Origin of the sequence: Natronococcus roseus (assembly GCF_043677095.1) — an archaeon.
In the GTDB taxonomy this organism is placed as follows: Archaea; Halobacteriota; Halobacteria; order Halobacteriales; family Natrialbaceae; genus Natronococcus; species Natronococcus roseus.
The window spans coordinates 340978-366901 of the sequence record NZ_JBHLJR010000004.1 but is presented as its reverse complement, the minus strand read 5'-3'; the positions used below and the strand labels follow the sequence as shown (position 1 = coordinate 366901).

Here is a 25924-nt window from a genome sequence, read left to right as displayed (position 1 = left end):
ATGGAGTGTCGCCACTGCGGCTCGGCTCTCGAGAAACCCGGCGACTTCTGTCTGGTCTGCCGGGCCGAGAACACCGAGGCGATCGTGCTCGAGGCGACCCGCGAGCGGGCGACGCTGACGATGCTGGCCGGCGAGGACGCCGACGATCCCGTCATCGCGGAGACGACGGTCACCACCACGCCCGAGGAAGGCGAGAACGGGGTCGTCGAACTGCGGAACTTCGCGGGGCTGCTCGCCGACGACATCCGCCGCAAACGTCCCGAGGAGGTGTACGCCAGCGGGAACCGGGAGGTGATCCGTGCCGTTCGACGCGAGGTCCACTACCCTTTCTATCGCGTCGACGGCGACGCCGACGACCCCGTGGCGGCGACCCTCGAGCGCCGAGGCAATCGCGCCCTCGAGGTCGTCGAGACCCCGCCGGCCGAGAAGATCGGCGGCAGCCACTCGACGCTGATCGGCGGTCGCACCGGAATGCGCGCGATCCAGACCGTCGCGGGCCACCCCCACGTCAAGAAGGTGATTCCGGGCCCGATCGACGCGGGCGGGAAGGGCTCGCAGTCCGGACTCCGGGCGAAAGTCACTCGCGCCGACGACGGCGGCAACGTCCGCATGCTCATCCGGGACGGCTCGAGCGTCCAAGAGAATCGGGTCGTCACGACGGCGCCCAACCGGGAACTCGGCGAGCGGATCCGGGACGACCTCAACGACGTGCTCGCCGACTCGGAGTTCCAGTAACGGTAGATCGGTGCACGGGTTCCGTACCCAGCACACTGCGTGAGACTCGTGGGACGTACAGGAGAGCTACTGAATATCCTCGACCGGAACCAAATCGTAGTGACGAAATGAAAGTAAAAGTTCGTTGTCCGTTTCCACGTCTCGGACAGTGTACCAGTATGCATCTGTGGTTTGGCTGGTTTCCAAACCAAGATCGTCGGTGAAAACGTCGACAATCTCACAAACTTCGACGTGATACCGAGAGTCAGGATCGTTAGAACCGATGTCTATCCGCACTCGATCGCCGACTGAGTACGAACCGTGTGATGGCTGCGGGATGTCTTTCATCGATTCTCTCACTGAACGTCTGATCCATTGGCTTCGGGATGAAATAGTTTGTCTACACTTGGCATAGGACATATTAGTAGTAAACGTTGATAATAGAGCTAGATTTTCACAGAATTTATCTTTTTGATTAACTGAGTTACACAGGCAAGGGCTGTTCGGTATGCATTCGCTACGTAACGGACCGGTCGGAAGCGATCGTTTTCGTCGCTCCGGAAAAGCGACAGGTGCTGCTGGTTGTCGGTCCCTTATCCGACCGGGTGTAATTAGATATAATTAGCCATGCTCGAGCGACCCGACGCGATCCTGGCTGCGATCCCACTGCTCTCGGTGAGCGGCCTCGCCCTCCAGACGACGATCGCGGTGACGGGACTCGGGACCGGGCTGCTCGCCGCACCGCTGGCCCCGGCCGGCCCGGTCGCCGCGCTCGCGCTCGTCTTCCGGGAGCTGCTCGCCGGACCCGTGGCCGAGCGTGCCGCGGACGAGTAGTCGCAACTCAACAGGTTTAAGAATCCAGTACCGATAGATAGCGGTACTATGGGTAACCAAGAAGTCGGCAGCGCGGGCCGTTTTGGCGCACGCTACGGTCGCGTCGCTCGACGCCGCGTCAGCGAGATCGAAGACGACATGGAAAACGCCGAGGTCGACGGTGACAGCGTCACCCGCGTCGGTACCGGCATCTGGAAGAACGACGAGACCGGCGAGGTCTTCACCGGCGGCGCCTACCGGCCGGAGACTCCCGCAGGTCGCACCGTCCAGCGCTCGATTCGAGCCGCGCTGGCCGAAGACGAATAACGGTTTCTCACTCTCTACGCATGAGCTACAAGTGTTCCCGCTGTAAACGCGACGTTCAGCTCGACGAGTACGGCGGCGTTCGGTGTCCCTACTGCGGCCACCGCGTCCTCCTGAAGGAGCGCAGCCGCGACGTCAAGGAAGTCAGCGTTCGGTAGCGTCCGTGGCCGCCCACGGCGCGACCCTCGAGTTCGAGTACGACGAGCCGGCTCGAGCCCGCCTCGTCGCCGAATCGGTCGCCCTCGAGGTCGGCGAGATCGACGACGACCGGTCGCAGACGACGATCGACAGCGAGGGGGCAATCGTCTCGCTCGAGATCGAGGCCGCGGATCCGGTCGCGCTTCGCGCGGCGCTGAACACCTGGTTCTCGCTGGTCGACGTCGCCGAGCGAACCGCCGACGTCGGCGACCAAGTTCGGTCGCGTTCGGAAACGTAGCAGTCGTCGGCCGGCCGTTTTTCCCTGCGGTCCGCGAAGGACTGCGGTATGGTAACGGATTCGAGCACGGGGAGCCGCCGGCGCGTTCTGCTGGCCGGCGGAACCGTCGGCTTCGGCTTCGGTGCGATTATCGACGTCGTGATCTTCCATCTGACGCTGCAGACCCACCACCTGCTGTCGGGGATCTACGACCCCTATAGCCTCGACGGGATGCGGACGAACGTCATGTTCGACGGTCTCTTCTTGCTCGGAATGCTCGGCGTGATGGGCGTCGGCCTCGGGCTCACCTGGCGACTCGTCAACGGCTCCGACGCCCGGTTCTCGACGCGGTACCTGATCGGTTCCGTCGTCGTCGGGGCGGGCGCCTTCAACGTCTTCGACGGCGTCGTCAGCCACTACGTGCTCGACCTGCACAACGTCGTTCACGGCACCGAAGCCTGGAACCCCCACTGGCTCGCGGTGAGCGTGCTCATGCTCGCCGTCGGAACCCTCCTGGTCCGCAGCGCGGGCGGCCACCTCGCTCGAGCCGACTGATCGGTTCTACTCGAGGTCGATCCCCACCGTCGCGGGCTCGAGGTCGAAAAACGCCGTCTCGTACCCCTCGTGGCGCGAGAGCTGCGGCGTCGCGTCGACGACCACCGCCAGCTCGGTCGTCGACTCGAGGCGCTCGCGGAGTTCCCGCTCGAGGGGAGCGCCGTAGTGGTGACCCAGCTCGGCGTCGAGTCGCTCCCCGAGCGGGGTTTTCTCGCCGAGGGATCCGTCCCGAACCGGAGCGACCGACAGTCCGACGAACGGGAGCGAAAACTGGTTGTACCGCGTGCGAGCGCTCACGACGACGGTGTCCTCGCCGATCCCGTCCGATCCGCCCTCGAGGACGCCGACGCCGAACTCGAGATCCCCGCTGCGGGCGGTGCCGAGCCACTCGTCGGTGGCGGCCTCGAGATCGGCTTCCGCCCCGCGGTCGTCCGCCTCGTGCGTATCGTGATCGCCGTGACCGTTTTCGGACCCGTGATCGCTGTGGCTATCGTGGTCATCGTGGCCGTCCTCCGACCCGTGCTCGTCGTGGCCGTCCTCCGACCCGTGCTCGTCGTGATCGTGTTCCATCGGCTCGACCGCCCCGCTCTCGCCACGTCCCTCGTCCTCGTCGATCAGCCGGCGGTCGAGCGACTCGATCGCCTCGGCCGCGTACTCGAACTCGAGGTCGACGGTCCGGGCCGTGTCGAGCCGGTCGGCGAGAGTGCCCGAGACGTGGGCGCTCGTCGGTTCGATCCGAACGGTCGCGTCGTGGGGGCCGTCCTCGCCCAGCGGGACGTTGTCGCCGTAGTGAAACCCCATCCGCTGGGAGAGCATCGGCCAGAGGGTGCGCTCGTCGATTCGCTCATCGCGACTGTGGACCGCCGTCGACACCGACGTCGGAACCGCGAGACCGGTCTCGGCGTCGGTGACCGTCGCCATCAGGTGGGCGTCGTGGTGGTCCCGAACGTCCGCACGCGCCCGCTCGCCGTCGGCGACCGTCCAGAACGAGTGGGGTCGCGTCGCCGACAGCGAGACCTCGAGGCCGTCGGCGGCCGCAGTGCCAAGCGGAAGCATTTCGTCGACCTTCGGCGGCACGTAGGCGCCGTCGGGTGGGTCGACGACCAGCTCCCGCCAGGCGTCCTCGCGCTCGAGCGTCTCGAGACAGCCCGCAAGCGAGAGCGCGCTCGAGAGGGCGCCGGCAGCGAGGAGGTCGCGACGTCGCATCACCGGAGGGACGCCCGCGAGGGGGATAGGTTTCGAGGTTGCACGCCCAACGGGCTCGGACGCTCGCTTTCGTTCGAGCGACAAAGCTTGGCTTTATCAGTCCGGAGGGCGACGGTCGAGATATGCAAGGAAACCTGCCGCCGGAAGCACAGGAGAAGATCGAGCAGCTCCAGGGCCTTCAGGAGACCGCACAGGAAGTCGCCATGCAGAAACAGCAGGCCGAGACGAACCTCGAGGAGGCCGAGAGCGCCCTCGACGAGCTCGACAACATCGACGAGGAGACGACGATGTACCGCAACGTCGGCGAGCTGTTCGTCGAGACCGACTACGACACGGCCGAGGACGACCTCGAAGAGAAGGTCGACACCCTCGAGATCCGTCTCGAGACCTTAGAGAAGCAAGAAGAGCGCGTCCAGGAGCAGTTCGAGGACCTCCAGGGCGAGCTCGAGGAACTGCTCGGCGGCGCGGGCGGCGGCATGGGCGGCCCGGCAGGTCCGGGCGGTCCCGGTGCCGGCGGCGCGTAAATGTCGAGTGAGGAGCCGACCGACGAGGAGGTCGTCCAGACCGCGTCCGACGCGGCGGAGGGACTGATCTTCTCCCGGTACAAGCAATCCGAGGTTCGAGACTACGACGTGACGGTCGTCTTCGAGGACGGCGTCCTCGAGGTCGACGTCTACCTGAACGCGCCCGAAGACGAGGCCGACCCGGAGCAGGTCGCCGACGACGCCGCCCTCGCCGCGCGCGAGGCCGTCGACGAGCTGTTCGGGGAGTAAGGTATCCGGCTCGCTTTTCGCGACGAGTTCGATCGAAACGGCCGTACTCCCGAGAGGATGTGTCACAGTCACCCACACTACCACAACCGATTAGTGGTGTGCTCGGCAAATCCACGCCACAGCAGATGGAGATCGTTTTCGCTCGGTGAGTCGGGTTCGCCTCCGTCGTCGACAGTTCGGTCGACGGCGACGCAGCCCCCGATCCCCGCTCGTTTCGCCCGGCGCGGACTCGAGCCGGAGCGACGCAGTACTCGCAGCTACAGACCCACATGTCACGATCAGCACCCACGCAGACCGCACGCACAGTTATCGCGAAACGATCGCCGAACGCACCCGTCGAGACCGACGAGATCGAGGCGCTCGTCAAGGCCAACGGGGACGACGTCGTCGCGACCGTCACGCAGGTTGGACCGAACGACTCCGGAACCTACCTCGGCAGCGGGAAGCTCGAGGAGCTCGCGGCCGTCGTCGAGGAGGAGAAAGCCGGCCGCGTCGTCGTCGACGGCGAGCTCACGCCCGACCAACACCACACGGTCGAGCAACGGATGCCCGAGGAGACGATCGTCGTCGATCGCTATCGGCTCGTCCTCGAGCTCTTCGAGAGTCAGGCCGGCACCCGTCGGGCCCAGCTCCAGGTCGAGCTGGCGCGCCTGCGCTACGACCTGCCGCGGGTGATCGCCGCGGCCGACGAGGGGATGTTGAACCAGCAGACCGAGAAGGGGTCCCGGATCTACGACGTCGAGGAGCGGATCGACCGCCTCGAGACCAAACTCAAGGAGCTGCCCGAGCCCGCCGAGCAGTTCCGGCAGCGCCGCCGCGAGGAGGGGTTCGACCTCGTCACCCTGGCGGGCTACACCAACGCCGGGAAGTCGACGCTGTTGCACCGACTCGCCGACGAGATGAGCCTCGAGGATCGAGCCGAGGACGCTCCCGCGGACGGCGACGGAAAGGACGCCACCGCGGCGATCGAGGATCGGTTGTTCGAGACCCTCGAGACGACGACCCGTCGAGCGACCCTCGAGGGCCGGCCCGCGCTCGTCACCGACACGGTCGGGTTCGTCGACGACCTGCCCCACGACCTCGTCGAGTCGTTCAGCTCGACGCTGTCGGAGGCGGCCGCGGCCGACGTTGTCGTGCTGGTCGTCGACGCGGGCGACCCCCTCGAGACGTTCCGCGAGCGGCTGTCGGTGTCCCTCGAGGTGCTCGAGGCCCAGGGGGTCGACGACGATCGGATCGTCCCCGTGCTCAACAAGGCCGAGACGCTGTCCGAGGAAGAGCGCCGGCGGCGCTCCTCAGTAGCTGCGGATCTCGTTCCCGAGCCGGCGGCCGAACCGATCCTCGCGAGCCTGCTCGAGGGGACGAACCTCGAGACCGTTCGCTCGGAAATTCGAGAGCGGTTCCCCGAGGAGCGGGCGACGCTTCGGCTGCCGAACACCGACGACGCGATGTCGCTGGTTTCGACTGCTTACGACCGCACGACCGTCGAGTCGGTCGACTACGAGGGCGAGACGGTCACGCTTACGTGTCGCGGCCGGCCGTCGGTGCTCGAGCGGCTGCAGGGTCGGGCCGAAAAGTTCGGGTAAGCGGGGCTTGGCCGACCGTGGTTGAGAGCCGATCGATACCCGTTTGGCACGTCGCCGGAAGATAGTCTGTATGGGCCTGGACCGGATCGACGTCGTCGCGATCGTCGGCGTCGGCGCGCTGATCGCGGCGTCGACGACCCTCGAGGGCGTCCTGGTGGCGGCCGCGCTCGGCGGCTTCGCGCTCTCGCTCTCCAGTTGGCGGCTGTACGGCGGGCGACCCTGGGAGGCGCTGGCTTGGCTGGCGTGGGTGGTCACCGCCGTCTCGCTCGTCGTCCCTGTCGGTGGTGCGATGTCGACCGTCGTCTTCTTCGCGTCCCTGCTGGTTGGGCTCGGGCTGCTGATCGGCGCTCGAGCCGGCCTGCTGCCGGAGGTCTGGGTCGTCGGCGACGCCTCCGAGTGACCGAGCGGAAACCGGCGGCTTTTACGCCCGGCACCGACTCATGGCGAGTATGAGCACCGACGAGTTTCCAACCGACAGTCCCGCGATCGTGACCTGCGGGTTGCCCTACGCCAACGGCGACCTCCACATCGGTCACCTCCGCGGATACATCGGCGCAGACGCTTTCAACCGCGCGCTCGAGACGCTGGGCCAGGAGACGGCCTACGTCTCCGGCTCGGACATGCACGGGACGCCCGTGGCCGTCAACGCCGAACAGAAGGGCGTCGATCCCGCGGAGTTCGCGCTGGACTGGCACGAGCAGTACGAGGAGACGTTCCCCAAGTTCAACGTCGACTTCGACAACTACGGCCATACCCACGACGAGACCAACACCGAGCTCACCCAGGAGATCGTCCGCACCTTAGACGAGGAGGGCTACGTTTACGAGAAGGAGATCCAGGTCGCCTACGATCCCGACGCCGACCAGTACCTGCCGGATCGCTACGTTCAGGGCACCTGTCCGTACTGCGGCGAGAAGGCCCGCGGCGACGAGTGCGACGAGGGCTGTCAGCGCCACTTGGAGCCCGGCGAGGTCGAGGATCCCAAGAGTACGATCACCGGTAACGACGCCGAGTACCGCGAGCGCACCCACAAGTTCTTCCGCGTCTCGGAGTTCTCGGACTACCTCACTGAGTTCTTGGATGGCCTCGAAGGAACATCGAACGCCCGTAACCAGCCCCGCCAGTGGATCGAAGAGGGGCTCCAGGACTGGTGTCTCACGCGGGACATGGAGTGGGGGATCGACTACCCCAACGGCGATGACGAGAGCACGGAGGACGTCGTCCTCTACGTCTGGGTCGACGCCCCCGTCGAGTACATCGCCTCGACGAAGCAGTACAGCGAGCGCGTCGGCGCCGACGAGTACGACTGGGAGCGCGTCTGGAAGGAGGACGGGGATATCGTTCACGTCATCGGCCGGGACATCATCCAGCACCACACGATCTTCTGGCCCGCGATGCTCGAGGGCGCCGACTACAACGCGCCCCGAGCCGTGGCCGCGACCGGCTTCATCACGATCAACGGGAAGGGGCTCTCGACGAGTCGCAACCGGGCGATCTGGGCCGAGGAGTACCTCGAGGAAGGGTTCCATCCCGACCTTCTGCGGTACTACCTGACGACTACTGGGGGTCTCCAGCAGGACGTCGACTTCTCCTGGGACGCCTTCCAGGAGAAGGTCAACGGCGAGCTGGTGGGGACGGTCGGCAACTTCTGGTACCGCTCGCTGCTGTTTGCCTACCGGAACTTCGAGGGGACGCCGGACGCGGACGTCTCGGAGGAAGTTCAGGAACGCATCGAGGGCGCCATCGGCGAGGTCCGCGAGGCCGTCAACGACTACTCGCTGCGCGGTATCGGCCAGGCAGCGACTCGTCTGGCGCAGTTCGGCAACGAGTACATTCAGCGCAACGAACCCTGGAAGCTCACCGACGAGGACCCGGAGCAGGCCGCGCAGGTCATCCGTGATTGTGTCCAGATCGCCAAGGCCGTCGCCGTCCTGCTCGAGCCGATCACGCCCGACAAATCCCAGCTGCTGTGGAACCAGATCGGCGAGGAGGGCGAGATCGCGGACGCCGGTCTCGAGGCCGCCCTCGAGGCGCCACCTCGAAACTTCGCGGAGCCCGGCGAGCTGTTCGAGAAGATCGAGGACGACCGCGTCGACGAACTGAACGAGAAACTCGAGGAGCGCGTGGCTGCGGCCGGTGACGGAGAAAGCGAAAGCGACGACACCTCGGCGGACGAAGCTGACGACATGGCAGACGGAGACGGAGACACCGACGAGCTCGAGCCCCTGCTCGAGGACCGTATCGGCTTCGAGGAGTTCCAGGACGTCGACATCCGCGTCGGCCGCATCGAGACGGCCGAGGGGATCGAGGGCGCCGACGACCTCGCCAAACTCGAGGTCGACATCGGCTTCGAGACTCGCCAGGTCGTCGCGGGGATCAAGCAGCTCCACGACCTCGAGGAACTCCCCGGCGAGAAGTGTATCCTGTTGGCGAACATGGAGCCCGCCGAGCTGTTCGGCGTCGAGTCGAACGGAATGGTGCTCGCCGCGGGCGAGCAGGCCGACCTGCTGACGACCCACGGCGACGCCGAAGTCGGCGAGAAGGTTCGGTAGTCGTTCCCACGGTATTTGCTCGAGTCGGAGGCGTTCCGGAGGGACGGTTTGGAGGGAGCCGTTATAAAGAACGTGCGAATGGACCGTTCGAGATTGTATCTGCAGCCTCAACCAACCATTGCCGGGTGGGACTGAAAGGGGCTGGCGTTCTCGGGCGTTCCGACGACACAAGCACGCGACTGCAAGGAGCGCGCGCAGCGAGTCAGAACGCCCGAGAACGGCAGGGGCTTTCGCGGTAATACTGACAGAAGCAACGCTGTTCGCACGAACAGAGGGGATTGCCACGCCCTCCCCAGCCGACTCACTCGCTGCGCTCGTTCGTCCACTGGAAGACGCGCTGCGTCTTCCAAGCCGTTCGCTCGCATGGCTCGCGAAGACCTCGCACAGTGTCGCCGACCGCCCTCACTAGCGTTCACGGTCGACAGCGCGCGCCTCCGCAGAAAGAGTTCGATCGGATTCGACCCGAAACTGGAAGGAAGGCAAGAACGCACGCTGTAGTGTCAGTGCGAAACCGTAAGGACGGCGTCCTCCCGAGTACCGGGAGAACCGATCCGAGTCAGACCTCGTCGACGAGGTCGGCGAAGTCGTCGGTGTCCTTCAGCGCCATCGTCTGGGCGTCGAGCCCGTGTCGATGCATCGTCAGTGCAGCCTTGTACGCTGCATCCTGGTCGGGGGCCTCGAAGATGACGAGGAAGTCGTGCTCGCCGAGCATCGCGTAGGAGTCCTCGAGCGTGGTGTCGTGTTCCTCGAACTCCGTTCGGATCTCGCCCCAGATCGAGGCGAGTTCCTGCATGTTCTGGACGTCACGGTCGGCAAGCTCCACGACGGACGCGAACGTTGGCATATACAAAGAGAGGCACGAACCTCGGAAAACCGTTCCCGTGGCACATGATGGGTCGGGAAGGAACTCGAGACCGAGTAAACCACGCAGCTTTTTGACGGTGCTCGCGCTATCAGGGGACATGAGAAACGCGAAGATCGTCTGTACCCTCGGACCCGCCTCGGACGACCGGGGAGCGATTTCGGCGCTCGCCGACGCCGGAATGTCCGTTGCACGGCTGAACGCGAGCCACGGCAGCCTCGAGGATCGAGCGACGCTGATCGACCGCGTGCGCGCGGTCGACGAACAACGGGACGAGCCGGTGGCCGTCATGCTCGACATGAAGGGACCGGAGGTCAGAACGGCCCCGCTCCCGGAGGGTGAAACCGTCTCCCTCGAGACGGACTCCGAGATCGAGTTCGTCGAGGGCGAGGAGGTCTCCCCCGAGCGCGTGGGTCTCTCGCTTCCCATCCGGGAGGTCGAGGCGGGCGACCGCATCCTGCTCGACGACGGCCTGATCGAGACGACGGTGCTCGAGCGCTCCGGCGGAACGGTCCGGGCCCGCGTCGACACCGGCGGGGAACTCGGCGGCCGCAAGGGCGTCAACGTTCCCGGCGTCGACCTCGACCTGGATATCGTCACCGACTCCGACCGAAAGGACCTCGAGCTCGGCGCCGAGAAGGAGGTCGACTTCGTCGCGGCGAGTTTCGTCCGCGACGCCGAGGACGTCTACGAGGTCAGCGAGGTCCTCGAGGAGCTGGGCGCCGAAGACATTCCGATCATCTCGAAGATCGAGCGGGCGGGCGCCGTCGAGAATCTCGACGAGATCATCGAGGCCTCCTACGGCATCATGGTCGCCCGCGGCGACCTGGGCGTCGAGTGTCCGATGGAGGACGTCCCGATGATTCAAAAGCGAATCATCCGCAAGTGTCGAGAGGCCGGCTCGCCGGTCATCACGGCGACGGAGATGCTCGACTCGATGGTCCACGCCCGTCGACCGACCCGCGCGGAGGCCTCCGACGTCGCCAACGCCGTCCTCGACGGAACCGACGCGGTGATGCTCTCGGGCGAGACGGCGATCGGCGACCACCCGTCCGCGGTCGTCGACGCCATGGACAGCATCGTCCGTCAGGTCGAGAACTCCGAGGAGTACGCCGAGACCTTAGAGCAGCGCGTGCCGACTGCGGGCGAGGCCCGAACGGACGCCCTCGCACGCTCAGCTCGCTACATGGCCCGGGACATCGGCGCGGAGGCGGTCGTCGCCGCGACCGAGTCCGGCTACACCGCGCTGAAGACGGCGAAGTACCGCCCGGGCGTTCCGGTCGTCGCCTCGACGCCGAACCACGACGTGCGTCGACGACTCGCGCTGTCGTGGGGCGTGACGCCGCTGTACGCCCGGGTCTCCGATCAGGGCGCCGACGCCGTCGTCGAGAAGGCCGTTCAGGCGGCGCTCGACGCTGGCGTCGCCGACAGCGGCGACACCGTCGTCGTCCTCTGTGGCATGATGACCGAACTCGAGGGCGCGAACACGACGAACATGATGAAGGTCCACGTCGCCGCGGACGCGTTGACGACGGGACGGGTCGTCGTCGAGGGACGGACGACCGGGCCCGTCGTTCGGCTCCGAGATGGCGACCTTTCGTCGATCCCCGACGGCGCAATCGTCGCGCTCGGATCGGCGTTCGACAACGAGTTCGAGGGCGACCTCGAGCGGATCGGCGGGATCGTCAACGCACAGCGGGGGATGACCGGCTACCCCGCGCTCGTCGCCCGTGAGATCGACGTCCCGATGATCAGCGGGGCCGACGTCGACGAACTCGAGGACGGATCAACGGTGACGCTCGACGCCGAGCGCGGCGTCGTCTACGGCGGCAACATCGCCCCCCGGTCCGAGCGGAACTGAGTCGAGGACCGCGGGTTTTTGACCGCGGCGCTCTAACCTCGAGGTATGGCAGGCGACGCCTCCGGCGACCGACGCGAGGGCGACGACGGGACGCGGGAGCAGCCGACGGCGGGATCGACCGACGAGCGGGAAACGGTGCGGAACGTCCGGGACACCTCCGGCGTCGAGCCCGCCCGCAGCGGTGATCGCGATCGAATCCCGATCGACCTCTCGAGCTACGATACCGACGAGACAGATGCGAGCGAGGACGCCGAAGAGGACGACCCCTACGCGCCCGAGCCGAGTTCGACGCCGATCGAACGCGGCGATCCCACCCTCGAGAACGCGGTCTTCGTCGTGCTGGGCGCGATCGCAATGGTCCTCGTGATTGTCCGGGTCGTCTCGCTGCCGTTCTGAGCCCACTAAACATTTAATCACGGCGAGACCTTAGCATCGGACATGATCGAAGTTCTCTTCGAGAATATGCCCCTCGTGTTGCTGGCGACGGGTCTCGTGTTGATGGGGCTCGAGGCGCTGTCGCCGGGGGCCCACCTGATCGTCATCGGCATCGCCCTGGTCGGTGCGGGACTCATCGGGATGCTGTTCCCGCCGGCGGCGAACCTGCTGGTGCTCGCGGGGCTGACCCTGGCGATCGGGCTCGTCGCGACCTACGTCTACCGCGAGTTCGACTTCTACGGCGGGAAGGGGACCCCCCAGACCTCGGACTCGGAGTCGCTGGCCGGAACCACCGGCTACGTCACCGAGACCGTCACTAACCGCGGCGGCGAGGTCAAACTCGAGAAAGGCGGGTTCGCCCCCTACTACAGCGCCCGGACGTCCAGTGGCACCATCGAGGAGGGCGAGGAGATCATCGTCCTCGATCCCGGTGGCGGCAACGTCCTGACCGTCGAGTCGCTGGGATCGATCGGCGAGGACGAGATCGACCGGGCGCTCGCCAGGGAGTCCGCAGACCTCGAGAGCGCCGACTCGGAGCCCGAGACGGAGCCGGAGTCCGGCGACTCGAGCACCGACGACTCGATCCGCGAGCCCGAGACCGAGAAATCCGGCTGACAGCTGGGATATGTTGACCAGGGGAACGTTTTTCCCCTCACCGCCGTAAGATCGACGTATGGCGATCGAATTACTCCCCATGCAAACCGGCGGTGCACTGCTGTTTCTGGGTGCGCTGGTTCTCGTCGTCGTCGTCGCCGCGCTACTGAGCGCGATCGAGATCGTCGACGCCTACGAGAAACGCGCCCTGACCGTCTTCGGCGAGTACCGAAAGCTGCTCGAGCCGGGGATCAACTGGGTCCCGCCGTTCGTCTCGAACACGTATCGGTTCGACATGCGAACACAGACCTTAGACGTTCCCCGTCAGGAGGCGATCACGCGGGACAACTCCCCCGTGACCGCCGACGCGGTCGTCTACATCAAGGTGATGGACGCAAAGAAGGCCTTCCTCGAGGTCGACGACTACAAGAAGGCCGTCTCGAACCTCGCCCAGACCACCCTGCGCGCCGTGCTGGGCGACATGGAGCTCGACGACACGCTGAACAAGCGCCAGGAGATCAACGCGAAGATCCGCCAGGAGCTCGACGAACCCACCGACGAGTGGGGCATTCGGGTGGAGAGCGTCGAAGTTCGAGAGGTGAACCCCTCGAAGGACGTCCAGCGCGCGATGGAGCAACAGACCTCCGCCGAACGGAAGCGCCGCGCGATGATCCTCGAGGCGCAGGGTGAACGCCGCAGCGCCGTCGAGAAGGCGGAAGGTGACAAGCAAAGCGAGATCATCCGCGCACAGGGTGAGAAGCAGAGCCAGATCCTCGAGGCCCAGGGTGACTCGATTTCGACGGTCCTGCGGGCGAAGTCCGCCGAGTCGATGGGCGAACGCGCCATCATCGATCAGGGAATGGAGACGCTCGAACAGATCGGCCAGAGCGAGTCGACCACCTTCGTCATGCCCCAGGAGCTGACCTCGATGGTCGGGCGCTACGGCAAACACCTCTCGGGCAGCGACGTCAAGGAAGACGGCGACCAGCTCGAGAGCCTCGAGTTCTCCGAGGAGACCCGCGAGCTGATCGGTCTCGACGACATCGCCGAGATCATCGGCGAGATCGACCAGGAAGCCGAGATGGACGTCGAGGCGATGGAACAGGAGGCCCAGGCGATCAAGGAGGGCGAGGACCCCGCCGAGATCACCGACCCCGACGAGGTCATCGAGGAGATGGACCAGGAGTTCCAGCAGACCGACGGCGGAACGACCGAACCCGCAGGCGACGATACCGACCCCAACGACGCCGAACCGCCGGTTGACGACTCGAGCGCGGACAACTAGCGCTCCGTCCGAGACGGCGGTTTTTACGGTTCGGTGTGCCGACCCCTTTCGCGCCGGCTCTCTCTCATATTTGTCAGTGTATTAGAAACACTTTTGCAGTGCTGAGTTCGTCGTAGAAGTATGTCCTTGTTCACGCCGCTTTTTGTGACGACCGTCGCCGGACTGGCGATCGGACTGCTGGTGTTGTTGCTCGTTCCGATCGTCCTCCGGAGCAGTATCGTCATCGTCGACGCCTACGAGAAGAAAACGCTGACCGTCCTCGGCGAGTACCGCAAGCTGCTCGAGCCCGGGATCAACGTCGTTCCGCCGTTCGTCTCGAACACCTATCGGTTCGACATGCGGACCCAGACGGTCGACGTCCCGCGCCAGGAGGCGATCACGCGGGACAACTCGCCCGTGACGGCCGACGCCGTCATCTACATGCGCGTAATGAACGTCAAGCGGGCGTTTCTCGAGGTCGACGACTACAAGAAGGCCGTCTCGAACCTCGCCCAGACGACCCTGCGTGCCGTCATCGGCGATATGGAGCTCGACGACACGCTGAACAAGCGCCAGGAGATCAACGCGAGGATCCGCCAGGAGCTCGACGAGCCCACCGACGAGTGGGGCATCCGGATCGAGTCGGTGGAAGTTCGGGAGGTAAACCCCTCGAAGGACGTCCAGCAGTCGATGGAGAAACAGACCTCCGCGGAACGGAAGCGCCGCGCGATGATCCTCGAGGCCCAGGGCGAACGCCGCAGCGCCGTCGAGAAGGCGGAAGGTGACAAGCAGAGCGAGATCATCCGCGCACAGGGCCAGAAGCAGAGCCAGATCCTCGAGGCCCAGGGTGACGCTATCTCGACGGTCCTCCGGGCGAAGTCCGCCGAGTCGATGGGCGAACGCGCCATCATCGATCAGGGAATGGAGACGCTCGAGAACATCGGTCAGAGCGAGTCGACCACGTTCGTCATGCCACAGGAGCTGACCTCGATGGTCGGACGCTACGGCAAACACCTCTCGGGCAGCGACGTCGAGGAAGACGGCGACCACCTCGAGAGCCTCGAGTTCTCCGAGGAGACCCGCGAGCTGATCGGCCTCGACGACATCAGCGAGATCCTCGGCGAGATCGACGCGGAGCTCGAGGCGAACTCGGCGATCGAGTTCGAGGAGATCGACGAGGAGCCGTCGCCTGCAGGGGACGATACGACAGATCCCTCCCAGAGTACCGACTGAGGCCGTTTCACCGCTGATCTTGGGATCCGAGACGGAGCGAAACCTGTTTTACTGCGGGTCACATTGCTGACTGTAGAAGTCATGACATCGTCCGAAGGGGTCGACGACGACAAGCGCTCGACCCTGCGTCGGTTCGCCGCACTCGGTGCCACCGCACCGGTGGCGGGCCTCTCGGAAACCGCGAGCGCCGACACCGGAGAGAGCGACGCTCGCGACGCGATCTCGGGCTACCTCTCGACGACGCCAGGCGCACACTTCTCGAAGATCCGTGACGACCTGCAACTCGGTACCGGTGAGACCCAACACCACCTCCGCCAGCTCGAGGAGCAAGGCGCTATCGAGCGCTACCGTGACGGTGACTACAAGCGATTCGTCCCCGCCGATCGGTTCGACGAGTTCGAGAAACGCACGCTGGGGTATCTCCGCCGGGACACCCCGCGAGGAATGCTGATCGAACTGCTGCTGTCGTCGGACTCGACGGCCGGCGACCTCGCGGACGCCCTCGAGGTCTCGGCGCCGACGGTGAGCAAGTACGCCGGCGAACTCGAGGGAGCCGGCCTGCTCTCCCGCGAGGACGGGTACGCGGTCGAACGACCCGAGACCGTCCTCGTACTCATCGTTCGCCACGCCGACTCCTTCGGCGACCGCGCGCGTCGCCTCGCGCGCAACGCCGACCAGTTCGTCGCCTACGACGGGTAGCGCGGTGACTCTCTCCTCAGTTCGATAAAACCGTCTCCAAACGTTCTCGCGTCGGCTCTACAGGCTGACTTTCCAGGTCGTACTCGAGGAGTAGCCCCATTTCTCGATTTCGACGCCGGAGTCGCTCTCCTGGAGCGCGGTGATGTTCGATCCGACCTCCTTCGCCGTCATCCCCAGCTCCTGGGCGATAAGTCGCGACTTGAAGTACGTCTTCGTCGCCGCGTGCTCCCGGAAGTACCGGAGGATCCGGCGCTGCTTGCTCGTGAGGTCGGTCGCCGTTGCGGTGCTCATACGACGTGCCACACCGGGAACGCTCTTAGGGGGTTTGGTACGACCGGTTAACTCCCTCTCGTCTGGCGATTACTCGGAAAGTAACGACGGAATTCGGGGACCGAAACGACGCGTTGGTACGGTCGGCTAATCGGTCCGGATCGACGACTGTCCGCGGGAGCACTCATAACCCGGCGCTGCCGGGCCGGCTACTCGTACTCCGGAGTCAGAAGCGGGCCGACGCTACAGGCGACCGCCTCGCCGAGCGCCCGCGTTCGGTCGGTGAGCCCGCCCGTGAGTACGCCCGCGGCCCCGTCAGTTTCGGCGACGTCGTCCCGACCGAGGACGTCGTCCATCACCGGTCCGAGTTCCTCGCCGTCCTCGAGTCGATTCGCGATCCGATCGGGGAGCCGAAGCGTCGGTCCGCCTCCGCGCTCGAGACGGCGGCCGTCGGTCGCCGCGCCCCACATGATCAGCGAGAGCCCCGGCGTCCCCTCGACCCGGGCCACGCCGCCCTCGAGGCCGATTCCGTACTCGCAGTCGGTCGCCTCGAGGGCTCGCCGGGCCCGGTTCTCGGCGCCGGAGACCGTCTCGGCGACCGAGCGGGGCTGTTCGGCTATCCCGGAGTCGACCGCGATCGGCGTGACCGTCGGATCGTATCGCTCGAGCGTGCGTTCGACCGCGTCAACCTTGACCGGGTTCGTGCTCCCGACTGCAACGTCCATACGTGGGGCTTGGCGCGGAGCCGTTTGGAACTCCCGTTTCGTTGCTTCTCTCCCGGGCCCGAACGCTCGCGGCCGCAAGATCTACACGGATTTTGACGATGAACCGCGTCTCGAGCGGAGAACGGGGGCGATTTCGAAACCATTAACTCCGGCGTCTCGGAACCTGGTAGGTAGCAACTCCGTCCGGATTCTGTACGCGACCTACCGGGCAGTACCCGCCATCCCATGACTAACGCATCACCGAGCACGAGAGTCCGACGTAGCGAACACGAAACGAGCGAGGAGACGACCGAAAGCGAGGAAAGCGACGTCGTCTGTCCCGAGTGTACGGGCAACCTCGTCGTCGACGACGAACACGGCGAGACCGTCTGTGAGGACTGTGGTCTCGTCGTTGAGGAGGATTCCGTCGACCGCGGTCCCGAGTGGCGCGCGTTCGACGCCAGCGAGAAAAACGAGAAGTCCCGCGTCGGCGCGCCGACGACGAACACGATGCACGACAAGGGGCTGTCGACGAACATCGACTGGCGAAACAAGGACGCCTACGGCAACTCCCTGGGATCGCGCCAGCGCGAGAAGATGCAGCGCCTGCGCAAGTGGAACGAGCGCTTCCGTACTCGCGACTCCAAGGAGCGTAACCTCAAGCAGGCACTCGGCGAGATCGACCGGATGGCGAGCGCCCTGGGGCTGCCCACGAACGTCCGCGAGACCGCCTCGGTGATCTACCGGCGCGCACTCGACGAGGACCTCCTTCCCGGACGCTCGATCGAGGGCGTCTCGACGGCCTGCGTCTACGCTGCCGCGCGTCAGGCCGGCGTTCCGCGCTCGCTGGACGAGATCGCCGACGTCTCCCGCGTCGAGAAAAACGAGATCGCTCGCACCTACCGCTACGTCGTCCGCGAACTCGGCCTCGAGGTCCAGCCCGCCGACCCCGAGAGCTACGTGCCCCGCTTCGCGTCGGGACTCGAGCTCTCGGACGAGGCCGAACACCGCGCCCGCGGCCTGCTTCAGAACGCCAAGGAGAAGGGCGTTCACTCGGGGAAGTCTCCGGTCGGCCTCGCGGCCGCCGCGGTGTACGCCGCCGCACTGCTGACCAACGAGAAGACGACCCAGGCCGCGGTGAGCGACGTCGCCGACATCTCCGAGGTCACGATCCGCAACCGCTACCACGAGCTGCTCGAGGCCGAGGAAACCCTCGGGATGGCCTGAGTCGCCGAAACGACACCGTTTTTCGCCGCCCCGTTCTCACAACCGGCTATGCGTATCGACTTCGACTCGTTCACGGTTACAGCCGCGACCGCCGATCTCGCGGACGCCGACGAGCCGACGGCTCGCGAGCACGCCGACGCCGTCGAGTTCCGGATGGACCTGACCGACGACCCCCTCGAGGCCCTCGAGGCCTACGACGGTTCCCTCCCGATAATCGCGACCAACCGCGCCGCCTGGGAGGGCGGCGAGTGGGACGGCGACGACGGCGATCGGCTCGAGACCCTCTCGGAGGCGACCGCGTTCGACGCCGTCGGCGCGATCGACGTCGAACTCGAGTCGATCCTCGACGGGGCGGCCGAGGACGTCCTCGAGACCGCCCGCGAACGGGACGCCTCGGTTATTGTCTCGTCGCACGACTTCGAGGGGACGCCGCCCCGCGGCGAGCTGGTCTCGACGCTGACCGAGGCGGGCAAGTACGCCGACGTCGCGAAGCTGGCTGTGACGGCGGAGTCGAACGCCGACACGATCGCCTTGCTGTCGGCGACCGAGCAGCTCGCGTACCACGGCGATCGGGTGGCGACGATGGCGATGGGCGAGGTCGGGCGGCACACGCGGGCCGTGGCGCCGGTGTACGGCTCGCGAATCGGCTACGCCCCCGTCGACCCCGACGAGGCGACGGCACCCGGGCAGTACGACCTCGAGACGCTCTCGAGGCTCGTGGCTGATCTCGACGGACCGACAGCGGAAAACTGAGCACGGAGTTCGCTACTTACGAAAGGCGACGCTTCCAGCGCTCGAGCAGCGTCGTCCCGGAGCCGTTGGACGCCGCTCGATCGTCACCGATCAGATCTCGCTCGAGAACGCGCGCGAGGTGACGACCGTCCGCGGTCAACTCGACGCGTCCGCGTCCTCTGTCGTATCGGACGAACCCCCCGTCCCGAAGCGTCCCCAGGTGGATCTGGATGAGCGACGTGTACGTCCGCTTTCGTTGCTTGTAAGATACTTCCTCGACGCTCACGTCGTTTTCGCGCGCGGCGAGCCACTCCGAGAGTTCTCTGACCGTCGCCTCCCGTCCGTTCGCGTGCAGGTGCGTCAGCACGTGCCGACGTCGCTGGTTGCTCAACGCGTGAAAGAGTTCGTCCCTCGCGGACCGCTTCTCGTTCGATACCCCTCGTCGAACCTCGTGTACCTCTCCTTCGTCCATCTCTGACCCGTCCTCGATCGGATATTCCTCGGATCGCTAATAAGACGGTGAGACCGTTTAACACCAATACCGATATCGACCGAGAGACAAGGAGCGCCTTCAGTAGGCCGTAACTGTCGGTGTATCCGAAACAGTCTCCGTCGAAAGTCACGCCGAGACAAGAGATACGAGTCGTCGATTCGGGAGCTAGGTGGGAAGGACAGACCCCTATCCCGGTGTGAGCGCTCGAGCAGAGGGGACGAACGAGTTTGAAGTCGCTACACGATCTTCCTGTCGTCTATCAGGGCAGGCTTGAAAACCACGAACAACCTGTTAAGCGGCCGAGGAGCGGCGAGCGAGCGAATCGGGAACGGTACGTCGTCGAACCACCGACTCGATGATGCGAGCGACCGCGGTGTGGTTCGCCGACCGTTACGAGCGACGAGCGATCGAACGCGGTAGAGTGGTCATACATATTTCGTCCAGGATCCGAACGAACGTATGACGAGACCATGGGCTACTCTGCTCGAGCGAGTAACCCGACCGGAGTACACCGGGGAGAACAGGTGTCTCCCGTGTACGGTACTCAACGTCGCGGTTGCGACAGTCGCGGCGGTCGCCGTCGGCGTCACCGCTCCGGTTGCGGGAATCGTACTGTTTGTCGTCGCCATCGGAGCGATCTGGCTGCGAGGCTATCTCGTTCCCGGGACGCCGTCGCTGACGAAGCGCTACCTCCCGGCTCGGGTCCTCGACTGGTTCGGGAAATCGCCGGACCCGACTCCGATCGCGGAGCTACAGGTCGATCGCTACCTCAAACAGACGGGCATCGTAATGGAGGATCCGGTCGTCGACGACCTCGTCCTCGAGCCGACGTTCGAGCGTGCGTGGCGACGAGAGTGTGCAGCCGTCGGCGTGGAACACGCCGATCGAGATGCGCTCGCCGAGCTCGTCGGCCTTCCACCCTCGGAACTCGAGATCCGCTGGCACGGCGACGCGTTCGTCGCGGTGGTCGAGGGAGAGCGGATCGGACAGTGGGAGTCCCGGTCGGCGTTCGTCGCCGACGTGGCCAGCGCCAGGCTGCTCGAGGAGCGGGTCGAGAGCTGGGACCGGCTGTCGCTCGCCCAACGCAGCGAGGTTCTCGGCGCGCTGCGACTGTTTCTCGAGCGCTGTCCGACCTGCGACGGCGCCGTGAACTTCGAGCAGGCGGTCGTCGAGTCCTGCTGTCGGCAGTACGACGTCGTCGCCGCGACCTGCGAGGAGTGCAACGACAGGCTCCTCGAGGTCGGAGTCTGAGTAACTACGCCGCGAGACCGTCCGAAGACTCTCCCTCGAGGGCTGCCGTCGGCACGGTTGTTTATCCGCGAAAGGTCGTTTACTCTCGAAACCCCGAGAGCACGAGACTTCGGTTCGTCCACAGCTGGTACAGCGAGAGGACGGCGAACAGCGCCAAAAAGAGGCTCGTCCAGAGGAGCGGGTCGACCCCGCCCAGAAGCGGAGCCTCGAGCAGGGCGCCGAGGACGACGAGAAGTCCGGACACGCCGAGCGCGCGGTAGATCTCCGACCACGTCACCCCGTACCGCGTGACGACCTCCATGTAGAGATCGACCTCTCTGGCGTGCTTGCAGAGCCGGACCTGACGGCGGTCGCGGTCGTACTCGACGACGCCGACTTCCTCGAGCTGCGGGAGGTGGGTCTGGTGAAGCGAGTTGTAAACGCTCTCCCTAACGTTCGACGGCGGCGGCGTCTCCCCGGTCTCGAGGGCCGCGACCCGCTCCGACAGCTCTCGGAGCGAGACGATGCCGCCGTTCTCCCCGAGCTGGCGAAGCGTCGCGCTGCGACGGCTGTTCCCTAGGAGCCTGTGGATCTGATCTTCAGAGAGGGAGGTGTTCCGAACGCGCATGGATCGTCGATACGGATCCATGCCGACTATCGGACAAATGTATGAGGCTCGTGTCGGCGGTACGACGGTCCTGTTGGCTCGTTGGGCGCTCTCGAGGGTGGTTTCGGACTCGATTCTATCGCTGTCAACCGATCGGTGGGTCGACAGGGGTGTCGTACCGCTCGCGCTAACGGCCGGATTGATCGTTTCTGGCACGGCCCGACCGATCGCTCGATCGGTTCCATCGGACGTTAGACGCGTTGATTCGCCCGTTCGAACGGGGGATGGGGAATTGTAACTACGAGGGTATGTCTCGACGGCTCGAGTAACCGGTCGCGGTCCGTCGGGCGGGCCGAACCGGGGAGATGAATACAAATGACGAAAGACGGATTCGAAATCTCACGGCGAAAGGCGCTCGCGGGACTGGGTATGGTCGGCGTCGCTTCGGCCGGGGCGGGACTGGGAACGACGGCGTACTTCAGTGACGGTGACGGGTACGACGAGAACACGATCACGGCCGGCGAGTTCGGGCTCAAGGTCGAGCCCAATGTGGACAAAAGCAGTGTCGACCAAGACGGGATCGGCCCGGACGAACTGGAGTTCGGCGACGACGGTGGTAGCGTCTTCGCGGGCGGTATCGTCGAAGTCGACGACGCGAAACCGGGCGACACGTACAAATTTTGCTGGGATATCAAGGTCAAAGAGAACCCGGGCTACGTGAAGATCGGGGTACCACGGTACGCCGATGAGGAGGGCGACGTTAGTACTGAGGACCTCTTCGACACCGACGAACTCTCGACGCTCGGCACGGAGGCGACCGGACGGCTCATCGTGAAGGTCGAGGGCGAGTCCTACGAGGTCGCCGAAGAGTCGCTGGGAGAGCTGCTCGAGAACCTCGGCGACTCCGGATACGCCCTCCCGAGCTTCGTCGGCGACGACGGTGTCGGGACGCTCAGCTTCGGATGGCCACCGTTCCCGTGGCCGCCACATGAGCCCAAGCCCGAAGAAACAGAGTACTGCCACCAGTTCAAGGACGGCAAAGACCACTCAAAGACGGTCACGGTCTGCATCGAGATCGAGATCCCGACAGACGTCGGCAACGAGATCCAAGGCGCAACCCTCGACTGGGACTTCCTCGTCTACGCCGAACAGTGCCGCCACAACGACGTTGACGACTTCGAAGACGCGGAGCTCCCGGAGATTTCGTCGTAGGTACAAGAGGCGTCGAAGCCACGGCACCTCCCGCCCTCGGCTGTTGACGATTTGCGACTGCCATTACAATTCAGAGGAACACAATCGCGACGGTGCCGGTGAAACGTGCGGTAGCGATCACGGTTTACGTTTTCGGGACGGTCCTACGTGAGCCCGGAGACAACGGTATGACCGTCCTGTCGATCCCAGGGAGGCGGTACAGAGTTCATACATACGTCCTCGTTCGTGGCACTCGCTTACGTGACCGCGGACACCGACCGGCGGAACGATTCACGGAGCGAAACCAATGACAATAGGAACGATTGATTTCCGGAGCGACTCTCGCTGTCCGGGGACTGACCGTGGGACGGAACCGGTACGTCCTGGTGGACGGTCGACAGACGGTCGATCAGCCGAGGTGGGGGCATGAGAGACGACGCGAACGGACCGCTCTCGCGACGGCAGATCCTTGCTAGTATCAGCGGCATCGGCGTCCTCGGCGCAATCGGCGGTGCTGGAACGCACGCGGTGTTGAACGACGCCGAACGACGAACAGAGGGACGGATCCGGGCGGGAGAACTCGCCCTTGCTATCGACTGTCCGGGTCCGGGCTGTGTAACCGTCGGTAACAGCGTCGCTTTTTCAGTTGAGAACCTCGAGCCAGGCACCTCAGGAACCGAAACGCTCGAGATCACCGTCGAAGGGAACGCGGCCCGGCTCTGGATGCGGACGGACTGTCCACCGGAGGCCGACCTGCTCGGCGCAGTTCTGGAGGTGACGCTTCGGTACGATCCGTCCTGTGGTTCCAGTGGGGACACGCTCTTCGACGGCACGCTGAACGACCTCCGACTGGCGTTCGCCGACGGCCTGCGGCTCGACGACGACTGTATCGACGGCGACGAGACGGTGTGTCTGACCCTCGAGTGGTCGCTGCCCGCCGACGGGAGCGACGGACTCGCCGGCCTCTCGAGCGACCTCCACCTCGAGTTTTTCGCCCAGCAGTGTCGCCACGTCTCGGAGGCCGACGTCGAGAACCCCTTCGCCGACGCCGCGGACTGTCCTGATCCCGAGCCAGCGTGTCCGGACTGCGAGGAACTGGGGAAGGCCGATATCGATCCGGACTCGGTCTCTCCCGGAGATCGGTTCCCGATCGAAGCCGAGGGCGACTACGAGCTCGAGGCGTTGACCGTGACGAACAAGCCCGACGGCGACACGGTCTGTGCGAATTTCAGACTCCTGCTGGACGGTAGCGAGGACGCCGCGCCGCGAATCTGTAAGGTCGTCGTCCGTGGCGGGCCACCGGACAACGGACCCCCAGGCCGCAATCCGCCGGGTGATAATGGGCCCGCCAGCAACCCTAACGAAATCGAGATTCACCCCCCGTCGACGCGAACCGGGGAGGTCTGCACGGAGACGACCGAGGCGGGCAGCAGCGGAAATGAGATCTGGCCCGCGATTAGCAACGTGACCGTCTATATCTGCCCCTAACTCTCGAGCCATGACATTCAGTACTCAACAGCCGATCCGACCGTCCCGATTCCGCACCGATCACGAAGACACCCTCGGGGACGAACGCTGTCCTCTCGAGATCCCCGACGGGGGTCGGAAGCGATGAGCGACGCCCGTCCAGTCGAGCCTGGGTCGGAGCAGATCGACCCGTCCTCGCAGACGTCGTCGAAACCGCTCTGGAAACGCGGACTGCACCTCCTCGCCGCGCTGGTCCTGCTCGCGGTCGTCGCGGTGTTCGTGATCTACGCCGTGCCGGCGGTGATCGGCGCGGACCATAGCTTCGTCGTGATGACCGGGAGCATGGCGCCGGAGATCGAACCCGGCGACGCGGTCGTCGTCGGCGAGCAGGATCCCGCGACGATCGAGACCGGCGACGTCATCACCTTCTACAGGGGCGACGCCGAGGCACCGGTCACCCACCGCGTGATCGGCGTCGAGCAGACCTCGGACGGCTACCTCTACGAGACCCAGGGCGACGCGAACGACGAGCCCGACGCGAACCCGGTCCCCCACGAGAACGTGCTGGGGACCGTCGTGTTGACGATCCCCGCTATCGGCCACGTCATCGAGTTCGCCAACACGACCGAGGGGTTCCTGGCGCTCGTCGTGCTTCCGTTCGGCCTCCTCGCGCTGAACGAAGTCTGGTCGTTCGCGAAGGGGTCTCGAGACGAGAGCGCGGCGACGGAATCCGGCGACGGTGACGGCGCGCTCGAGGACGGCCAAGATCCCGAACAGACAGCGGCATCCGAGGATACGCTCGTCGTCACCGACCGAATTCTGGTGCGTGCGGTCGGCGTCCTCGCCGTGTTGGCGCCGGTAAGCGGGCTTCTGGCCTACCTGTTCCCGATGGTCGTGACCGTCTCGGTCGCTATCGCGACGGCGATCTGTCTCGTGCTGGTCGCGGTCCTGTGGCTGTCGTCCCGAGGGGACGACCCGTCCGAGGAGCTCGAGGACGCGACGGAGACAACCTCCGACGAGCTCGAGGAGCCGGACCCCGAGGTGGACCGATGACCGCTCGAAGCCGCCCCGTCCTCGCGCTGCTGGCGGCGCTGGTCGTCGTCCTCGCGTTCGCGGGCGGCTACGGGACGATCGCGCTGCTCTCGGCGTCCGGGGACGCAACTGGAACGTTCGAAACCGACTCGGAGTTCGGCGATGGGGTTTCGGTGGTCGACACCGACCTGCCGAGCGAGCTTCCTGCGGAGAACGAAACCGACGGCAACGAGACCGAAGCGAACGAGACGATCACGACGAACGGGGATGACGAGGACCTCGAGCCGGCCGACGACGAGGAAGAAACTCCCGGCGCTGAGGATAGCGAACTCGAGGCGAACGAATCCGGCGAGACGAACGAGTCGGATGACCTCCCCGAGGCGAATGAAACCGAGGACGGCGTCGAGCGATCGGAGTCCGACGACGCACCCGAAGAAGGTGTCGTCGACGGAGCGATGGAGAACGACACCGATCCAGGGACGGATGACGGCGAGGCCGACTCGAGCGAGTCGAACTCGACGGACGACGAGACCGAGACCAACGAGATCGCCTCGAGCGGGAACGAGAGCGAACCGAACGAGTCGACACCGGCCAGCGTCCAGTCACTCGAGACGGCCGCCACCGGAGATTCCGAGCCAGACGAATCCAACAATTCGGAGAACTCGAGCCAGACCTCGACTCAGGTCGAGGACTCCGCCGAGCACAACGAAAGCGACGACGCAGACGACGAAGCGTTGACGGAGGACGATGAGCCAGCAGTAGGGAACGACTCCGACGACGGTGACCACACACTGAACGAATCTGTAGAGGAGACCGAAACGGACGAGTCCGAGGCGAACAAGTCGGACGACGACGCCAAAAGCACCTCCACCAAAACGTGAGATGGCGACGCCGGACTCGAGCACCCCGCTGACAACGAACCGGACCTAAACCTCGAAGGGAGCAACGAGAGCGTCACCGTCTCGATCATCGGGAACACGGCGGACTCGCCGCTCGAGTTGCGAACCGACCAGCTACTGGAGAAACCCGGGGCAGATTCGGTTGAGGATCTGTCAAATGTGACTGTCGACAGCGAAGAGTTCGAGGTA

Annotated in this window: 30 protein-coding genes; 24 read left to right on the top strand and 6 right to left on the bottom strand. The window is 65.3% G+C overall.

The features are described from left to right. From ACFEMD_RS12980 to ACFEMD_RS12955, 6 genes are all read left to right on the top strand, one after another. The gene (locus ACFEMD_RS12980) at positions 1 to 735 is read left to right on the top strand and encodes a DUF2103 domain-containing protein (protein WP_394741406.1); all 735 of its coding nucleotides are present in this window, start codon (positions 1 to 3) and stop codon (positions 733 to 735) included. 606 nt (positions 736 to 1341) lie between these two features. Further along, positions 1342 to 1548 (top strand): hypothetical protein, encoded by a 207-nt coding sequence (locus tag ACFEMD_RS12975; RefSeq protein WP_394741405.1) that lies wholly within the window; start codon positions 1342 to 1344, stop codon positions 1546 to 1548. Between the two features lie 48 nt (positions 1549 to 1596). Continuing rightward, positions 1597 to 1854 carry an eL43 family ribosomal protein gene (locus tag ACFEMD_RS12970; protein WP_005553799.1) on the top strand — a complete coding sequence of 86 codons (258 nt, stop codon included), beginning with the start codon at positions 1597 to 1599 and terminating at the stop codon, positions 1852 to 1854. Positions 1855 to 1874: 20 nt separating this feature from the next. Next, positions 1875 to 2009 (top strand): DNA-directed RNA polymerase subunit P, encoded by a 135-nt coding sequence (locus ACFEMD_RS12965; RefSeq protein ID WP_005553800.1) that lies wholly within the window; start codon positions 1875 to 1877, stop codon positions 2007 to 2009. Positions 2010 to 2014: 5 nt separating this feature from the next. Then, on the top strand, positions 2015 to 2287 hold the full coding sequence (locus ACFEMD_RS12960; protein ID WP_394741404.1) for a KEOPS complex subunit Pcc1: 273 nt from the start codon (positions 2015 to 2017) through the stop codon (positions 2285 to 2287). A 48-nt stretch (positions 2288 to 2335) separates the two neighbouring features. Further along, entirely contained in the window at positions 2336 to 2821 is a 486-nt protein-coding gene (locus ACFEMD_RS12955; RefSeq protein ID WP_394741403.1) for a DUF2243 domain-containing protein, read from the top strand. 6 nt (positions 2822 to 2827) lie between these two features. Here the strand turns inward: ACFEMD_RS12955 and ACFEMD_RS12950 are convergent, their stop codons facing one another. Next, on the bottom strand, positions 2828 to 4027 hold the full coding sequence (locus ACFEMD_RS12950) for a DUF7350 domain-containing protein (RefSeq protein WP_394741402.1): 1200 nt from the start codon (positions 4025 to 4027) through the stop codon (positions 2828 to 2830). Between the two features lie 122 nt (positions 4028 to 4149). Here ACFEMD_RS12950 and ACFEMD_RS12945 point away from each other — a divergent pair, with 122 nt between their 5' ends. From ACFEMD_RS12945 to metG, 5 genes are all read left to right on the top strand, one after another. After that, a complete protein-coding gene (locus tag ACFEMD_RS12945) occupies positions 4150 to 4551 on the top strand; it encodes a prefoldin subunit beta (protein ID WP_005553807.1) in 402 nt (133 codons plus the stop codon). Then, a complete protein-coding gene (locus ACFEMD_RS12940) occupies positions 4552 to 4800 on the top strand; it encodes a DUF3194 domain-containing protein (RefSeq protein ID WP_394741401.1) in 249 nt (82 codons plus the stop codon). A gap of 269 nt (positions 4801 to 5069) precedes the next feature. Beyond that, complete coding sequence (gene hflX / locus ACFEMD_RS12935) at positions 5070 to 6383, top strand: GTPase HflX (protein ID WP_394741400.1); 1314 nt, start codon at positions 5070 to 5072, stop codon at positions 6381 to 6383. A gap of 70 nt (positions 6384 to 6453) precedes the next feature. Beyond that, positions 6454 to 6783, top strand: coding sequence for a hypothetical protein (locus ACFEMD_RS12930; protein ID WP_394741399.1), 330 nt, complete (start codon positions 6454 to 6456; stop codon positions 6781 to 6783). A gap of 49 nt (positions 6784 to 6832) precedes the next feature. Continuing rightward, positions 6833 to 8935 carry a methionine--tRNA ligase gene (gene metG / locus ACFEMD_RS12925; protein WP_394741398.1) on the top strand — a complete coding sequence of 701 codons (2103 nt, stop codon included), beginning with the start codon at positions 6833 to 6835 and terminating at the stop codon, positions 8933 to 8935. Positions 8936 to 9491: 556 nt separating this feature from the next. Here the strand turns inward: metG and ACFEMD_RS12920 are convergent. After that, on the bottom strand, positions 9492 to 9779 hold the full coding sequence (locus tag ACFEMD_RS12920; protein WP_394741397.1) for a GYD domain-containing protein: 288 nt from the start codon (positions 9777 to 9779) through the stop codon (positions 9492 to 9494). A gap of 118 nt (positions 9780 to 9897) precedes the next feature. Between ACFEMD_RS12920 and pyk the strand changes: the two genes are divergently transcribed. The 6 genes from pyk (at position 9898) to ACFEMD_RS12890 (ending at position 15883) form a co-directional block, all read left to right on the top strand. Beyond that, positions 9898 to 11658: a pyruvate kinase gene (pyk, locus tag ACFEMD_RS12915; RefSeq protein WP_394741396.1), complete on the top strand. Its 1761-nt coding sequence runs from the start codon at positions 9898 to 9900 to the stop codon at positions 11656 to 11658. A gap of 45 nt (positions 11659 to 11703) precedes the next feature. Beyond that, positions 11704 to 12054, top strand: coding sequence for a DUF7312 domain-containing protein (locus ACFEMD_RS12910; RefSeq protein WP_394741395.1), 351 nt, complete (start codon positions 11704 to 11706; stop codon positions 12052 to 12054). 42 nt (positions 12055 to 12096) lie between these two features. After that, positions 12097 to 12708 (top strand): NfeD family protein, encoded by a 612-nt coding sequence (locus ACFEMD_RS12905; RefSeq protein WP_394741394.1) that lies wholly within the window; start codon positions 12097 to 12099, stop codon positions 12706 to 12708. 58 nt (positions 12709 to 12766) lie between these two features. Then, positions 12767 to 13972, top strand: coding sequence for an SPFH domain-containing protein (locus ACFEMD_RS12900; RefSeq protein WP_394741393.1), 1206 nt, complete (start codon positions 12767 to 12769; stop codon positions 13970 to 13972). A 120-nt stretch (positions 13973 to 14092) separates the two neighbouring features. After that, entirely contained in the window at positions 14093 to 15184 is a 1092-nt protein-coding gene (locus ACFEMD_RS12895) for an SPFH domain-containing protein (protein WP_394741392.1), read from the top strand. 81 nt (positions 15185 to 15265) lie between these two features. Beyond that, the gene (locus ACFEMD_RS12890; protein ID WP_394741391.1) at positions 15266 to 15883 is read left to right on the top strand and encodes a winged helix-turn-helix transcriptional regulator; all 618 of its coding nucleotides are present in this window, start codon (positions 15266 to 15268) and stop codon (positions 15881 to 15883) included. Positions 15884 to 15940: 57 nt separating this feature from the next. Here the strand turns inward: ACFEMD_RS12890 and ACFEMD_RS12885 are convergent, their stop codons facing one another. Together ACFEMD_RS12885 and ACFEMD_RS12880 are read right to left on the bottom strand one after the other, a co-directional pair. Beyond that, complete coding sequence (locus ACFEMD_RS12885; protein ID WP_394741390.1) at positions 15941 to 16174, bottom strand: DUF7123 family protein; 234 nt, start codon at positions 16172 to 16174, stop codon at positions 15941 to 15943. Positions 16175 to 16362: 188 nt separating this feature from the next. Beyond that, positions 16363 to 16878: a DUF84 family protein gene (locus ACFEMD_RS12880; protein WP_394741389.1), complete on the bottom strand. Its 516-nt coding sequence runs from the start codon at positions 16876 to 16878 to the stop codon at positions 16363 to 16365. 225 nt (positions 16879 to 17103) lie between these two features. Between ACFEMD_RS12880 and ACFEMD_RS12875 the strand changes: the two genes are divergently transcribed. Together ACFEMD_RS12875 and ACFEMD_RS12870 are read left to right on the top strand one after the other, a co-directional pair. After that, on the top strand, positions 17104 to 18084 hold the full coding sequence (locus ACFEMD_RS12875; RefSeq protein ID WP_005553824.1) for a transcription initiation factor IIB: 981 nt from the start codon (positions 17104 to 17106) through the stop codon (positions 18082 to 18084). Positions 18085 to 18132: 48 nt separating this feature from the next. After that, the gene (locus tag ACFEMD_RS12870; RefSeq protein ID WP_394741388.1) at positions 18133 to 18837 is read left to right on the top strand and encodes a type I 3-dehydroquinate dehydratase; all 705 of its coding nucleotides are present in this window, start codon (positions 18133 to 18135) and stop codon (positions 18835 to 18837) included. Positions 18838 to 18853: 16 nt separating this feature from the next. Here ACFEMD_RS12870 and ACFEMD_RS12865 read toward each other — a convergent pair whose 3' ends face one another. Continuing rightward, entirely contained in the window at positions 18854 to 19288 is a 435-nt protein-coding gene (locus ACFEMD_RS12865; RefSeq protein ID WP_449560123.1) for a DUF7344 domain-containing protein, read from the bottom strand. Positions 19289 to 19768: 480 nt separating this feature from the next. Here ACFEMD_RS12865 and ACFEMD_RS12860 point away from each other — a divergent pair, with 480 nt between their 5' ends. Beyond that, positions 19769 to 20560 (top strand): hypothetical protein, encoded by a 792-nt coding sequence (locus ACFEMD_RS12860; RefSeq protein WP_394741386.1) that lies wholly within the window; start codon positions 19769 to 19771, stop codon positions 20558 to 20560. 79 nt (positions 20561 to 20639) lie between these two features. Here the strand turns inward: ACFEMD_RS12860 and ACFEMD_RS12855 are convergent, their stop codons facing one another. Beyond that, positions 20640 to 21167 carry a DUF7344 domain-containing protein gene (locus ACFEMD_RS12855; protein WP_394741385.1) on the bottom strand — a complete coding sequence of 176 codons (528 nt, stop codon included), beginning with the start codon at positions 21165 to 21167 and terminating at the stop codon, positions 20640 to 20642. A gap of 354 nt (positions 21168 to 21521) precedes the next feature. On the opposite strand from ACFEMD_RS12855, the gene ACFEMD_RS12850 reads away from it, so the two are divergent. The 4 genes from ACFEMD_RS12850 (at position 21522) to ACFEMD_RS12835 (ending at position 25717) form a co-directional block, all read left to right on the top strand. Next, positions 21522 to 22358, top strand: a complete 837-nt coding sequence (locus ACFEMD_RS12850; RefSeq protein ID WP_394741384.1) for a SipW-dependent-type signal peptide-containing protein — start codon at positions 21522 to 21524, stop codon at positions 22356 to 22358. A 405-nt stretch (positions 22359 to 22763) separates the two neighbouring features. Beyond that, positions 22764 to 23825, top strand: coding sequence for a hypothetical protein (locus ACFEMD_RS12845; RefSeq protein ID WP_394741383.1), 1062 nt, complete (start codon positions 22764 to 22766; stop codon positions 23823 to 23825). A gap of 123 nt (positions 23826 to 23948) precedes the next feature. Next, complete coding sequence (locus ACFEMD_RS12840) at positions 23949 to 24857, top strand: signal peptidase I (protein ID WP_394741382.1); 909 nt, start codon at positions 23949 to 23951, stop codon at positions 24855 to 24857. Then, complete coding sequence (locus ACFEMD_RS12835) at positions 24854 to 25717, top strand: putative sodium/potassium/calcium exchanger (RefSeq protein ID WP_394741381.1); 864 nt, start codon at positions 24854 to 24856, stop codon at positions 25715 to 25717. The genes ACFEMD_RS12840 and ACFEMD_RS12835 overlap by 4 nt, the downstream gene beginning before the upstream one ends. The last annotated feature ends 207 nt before the right edge of the window (positions 25718 to 25924 follow it).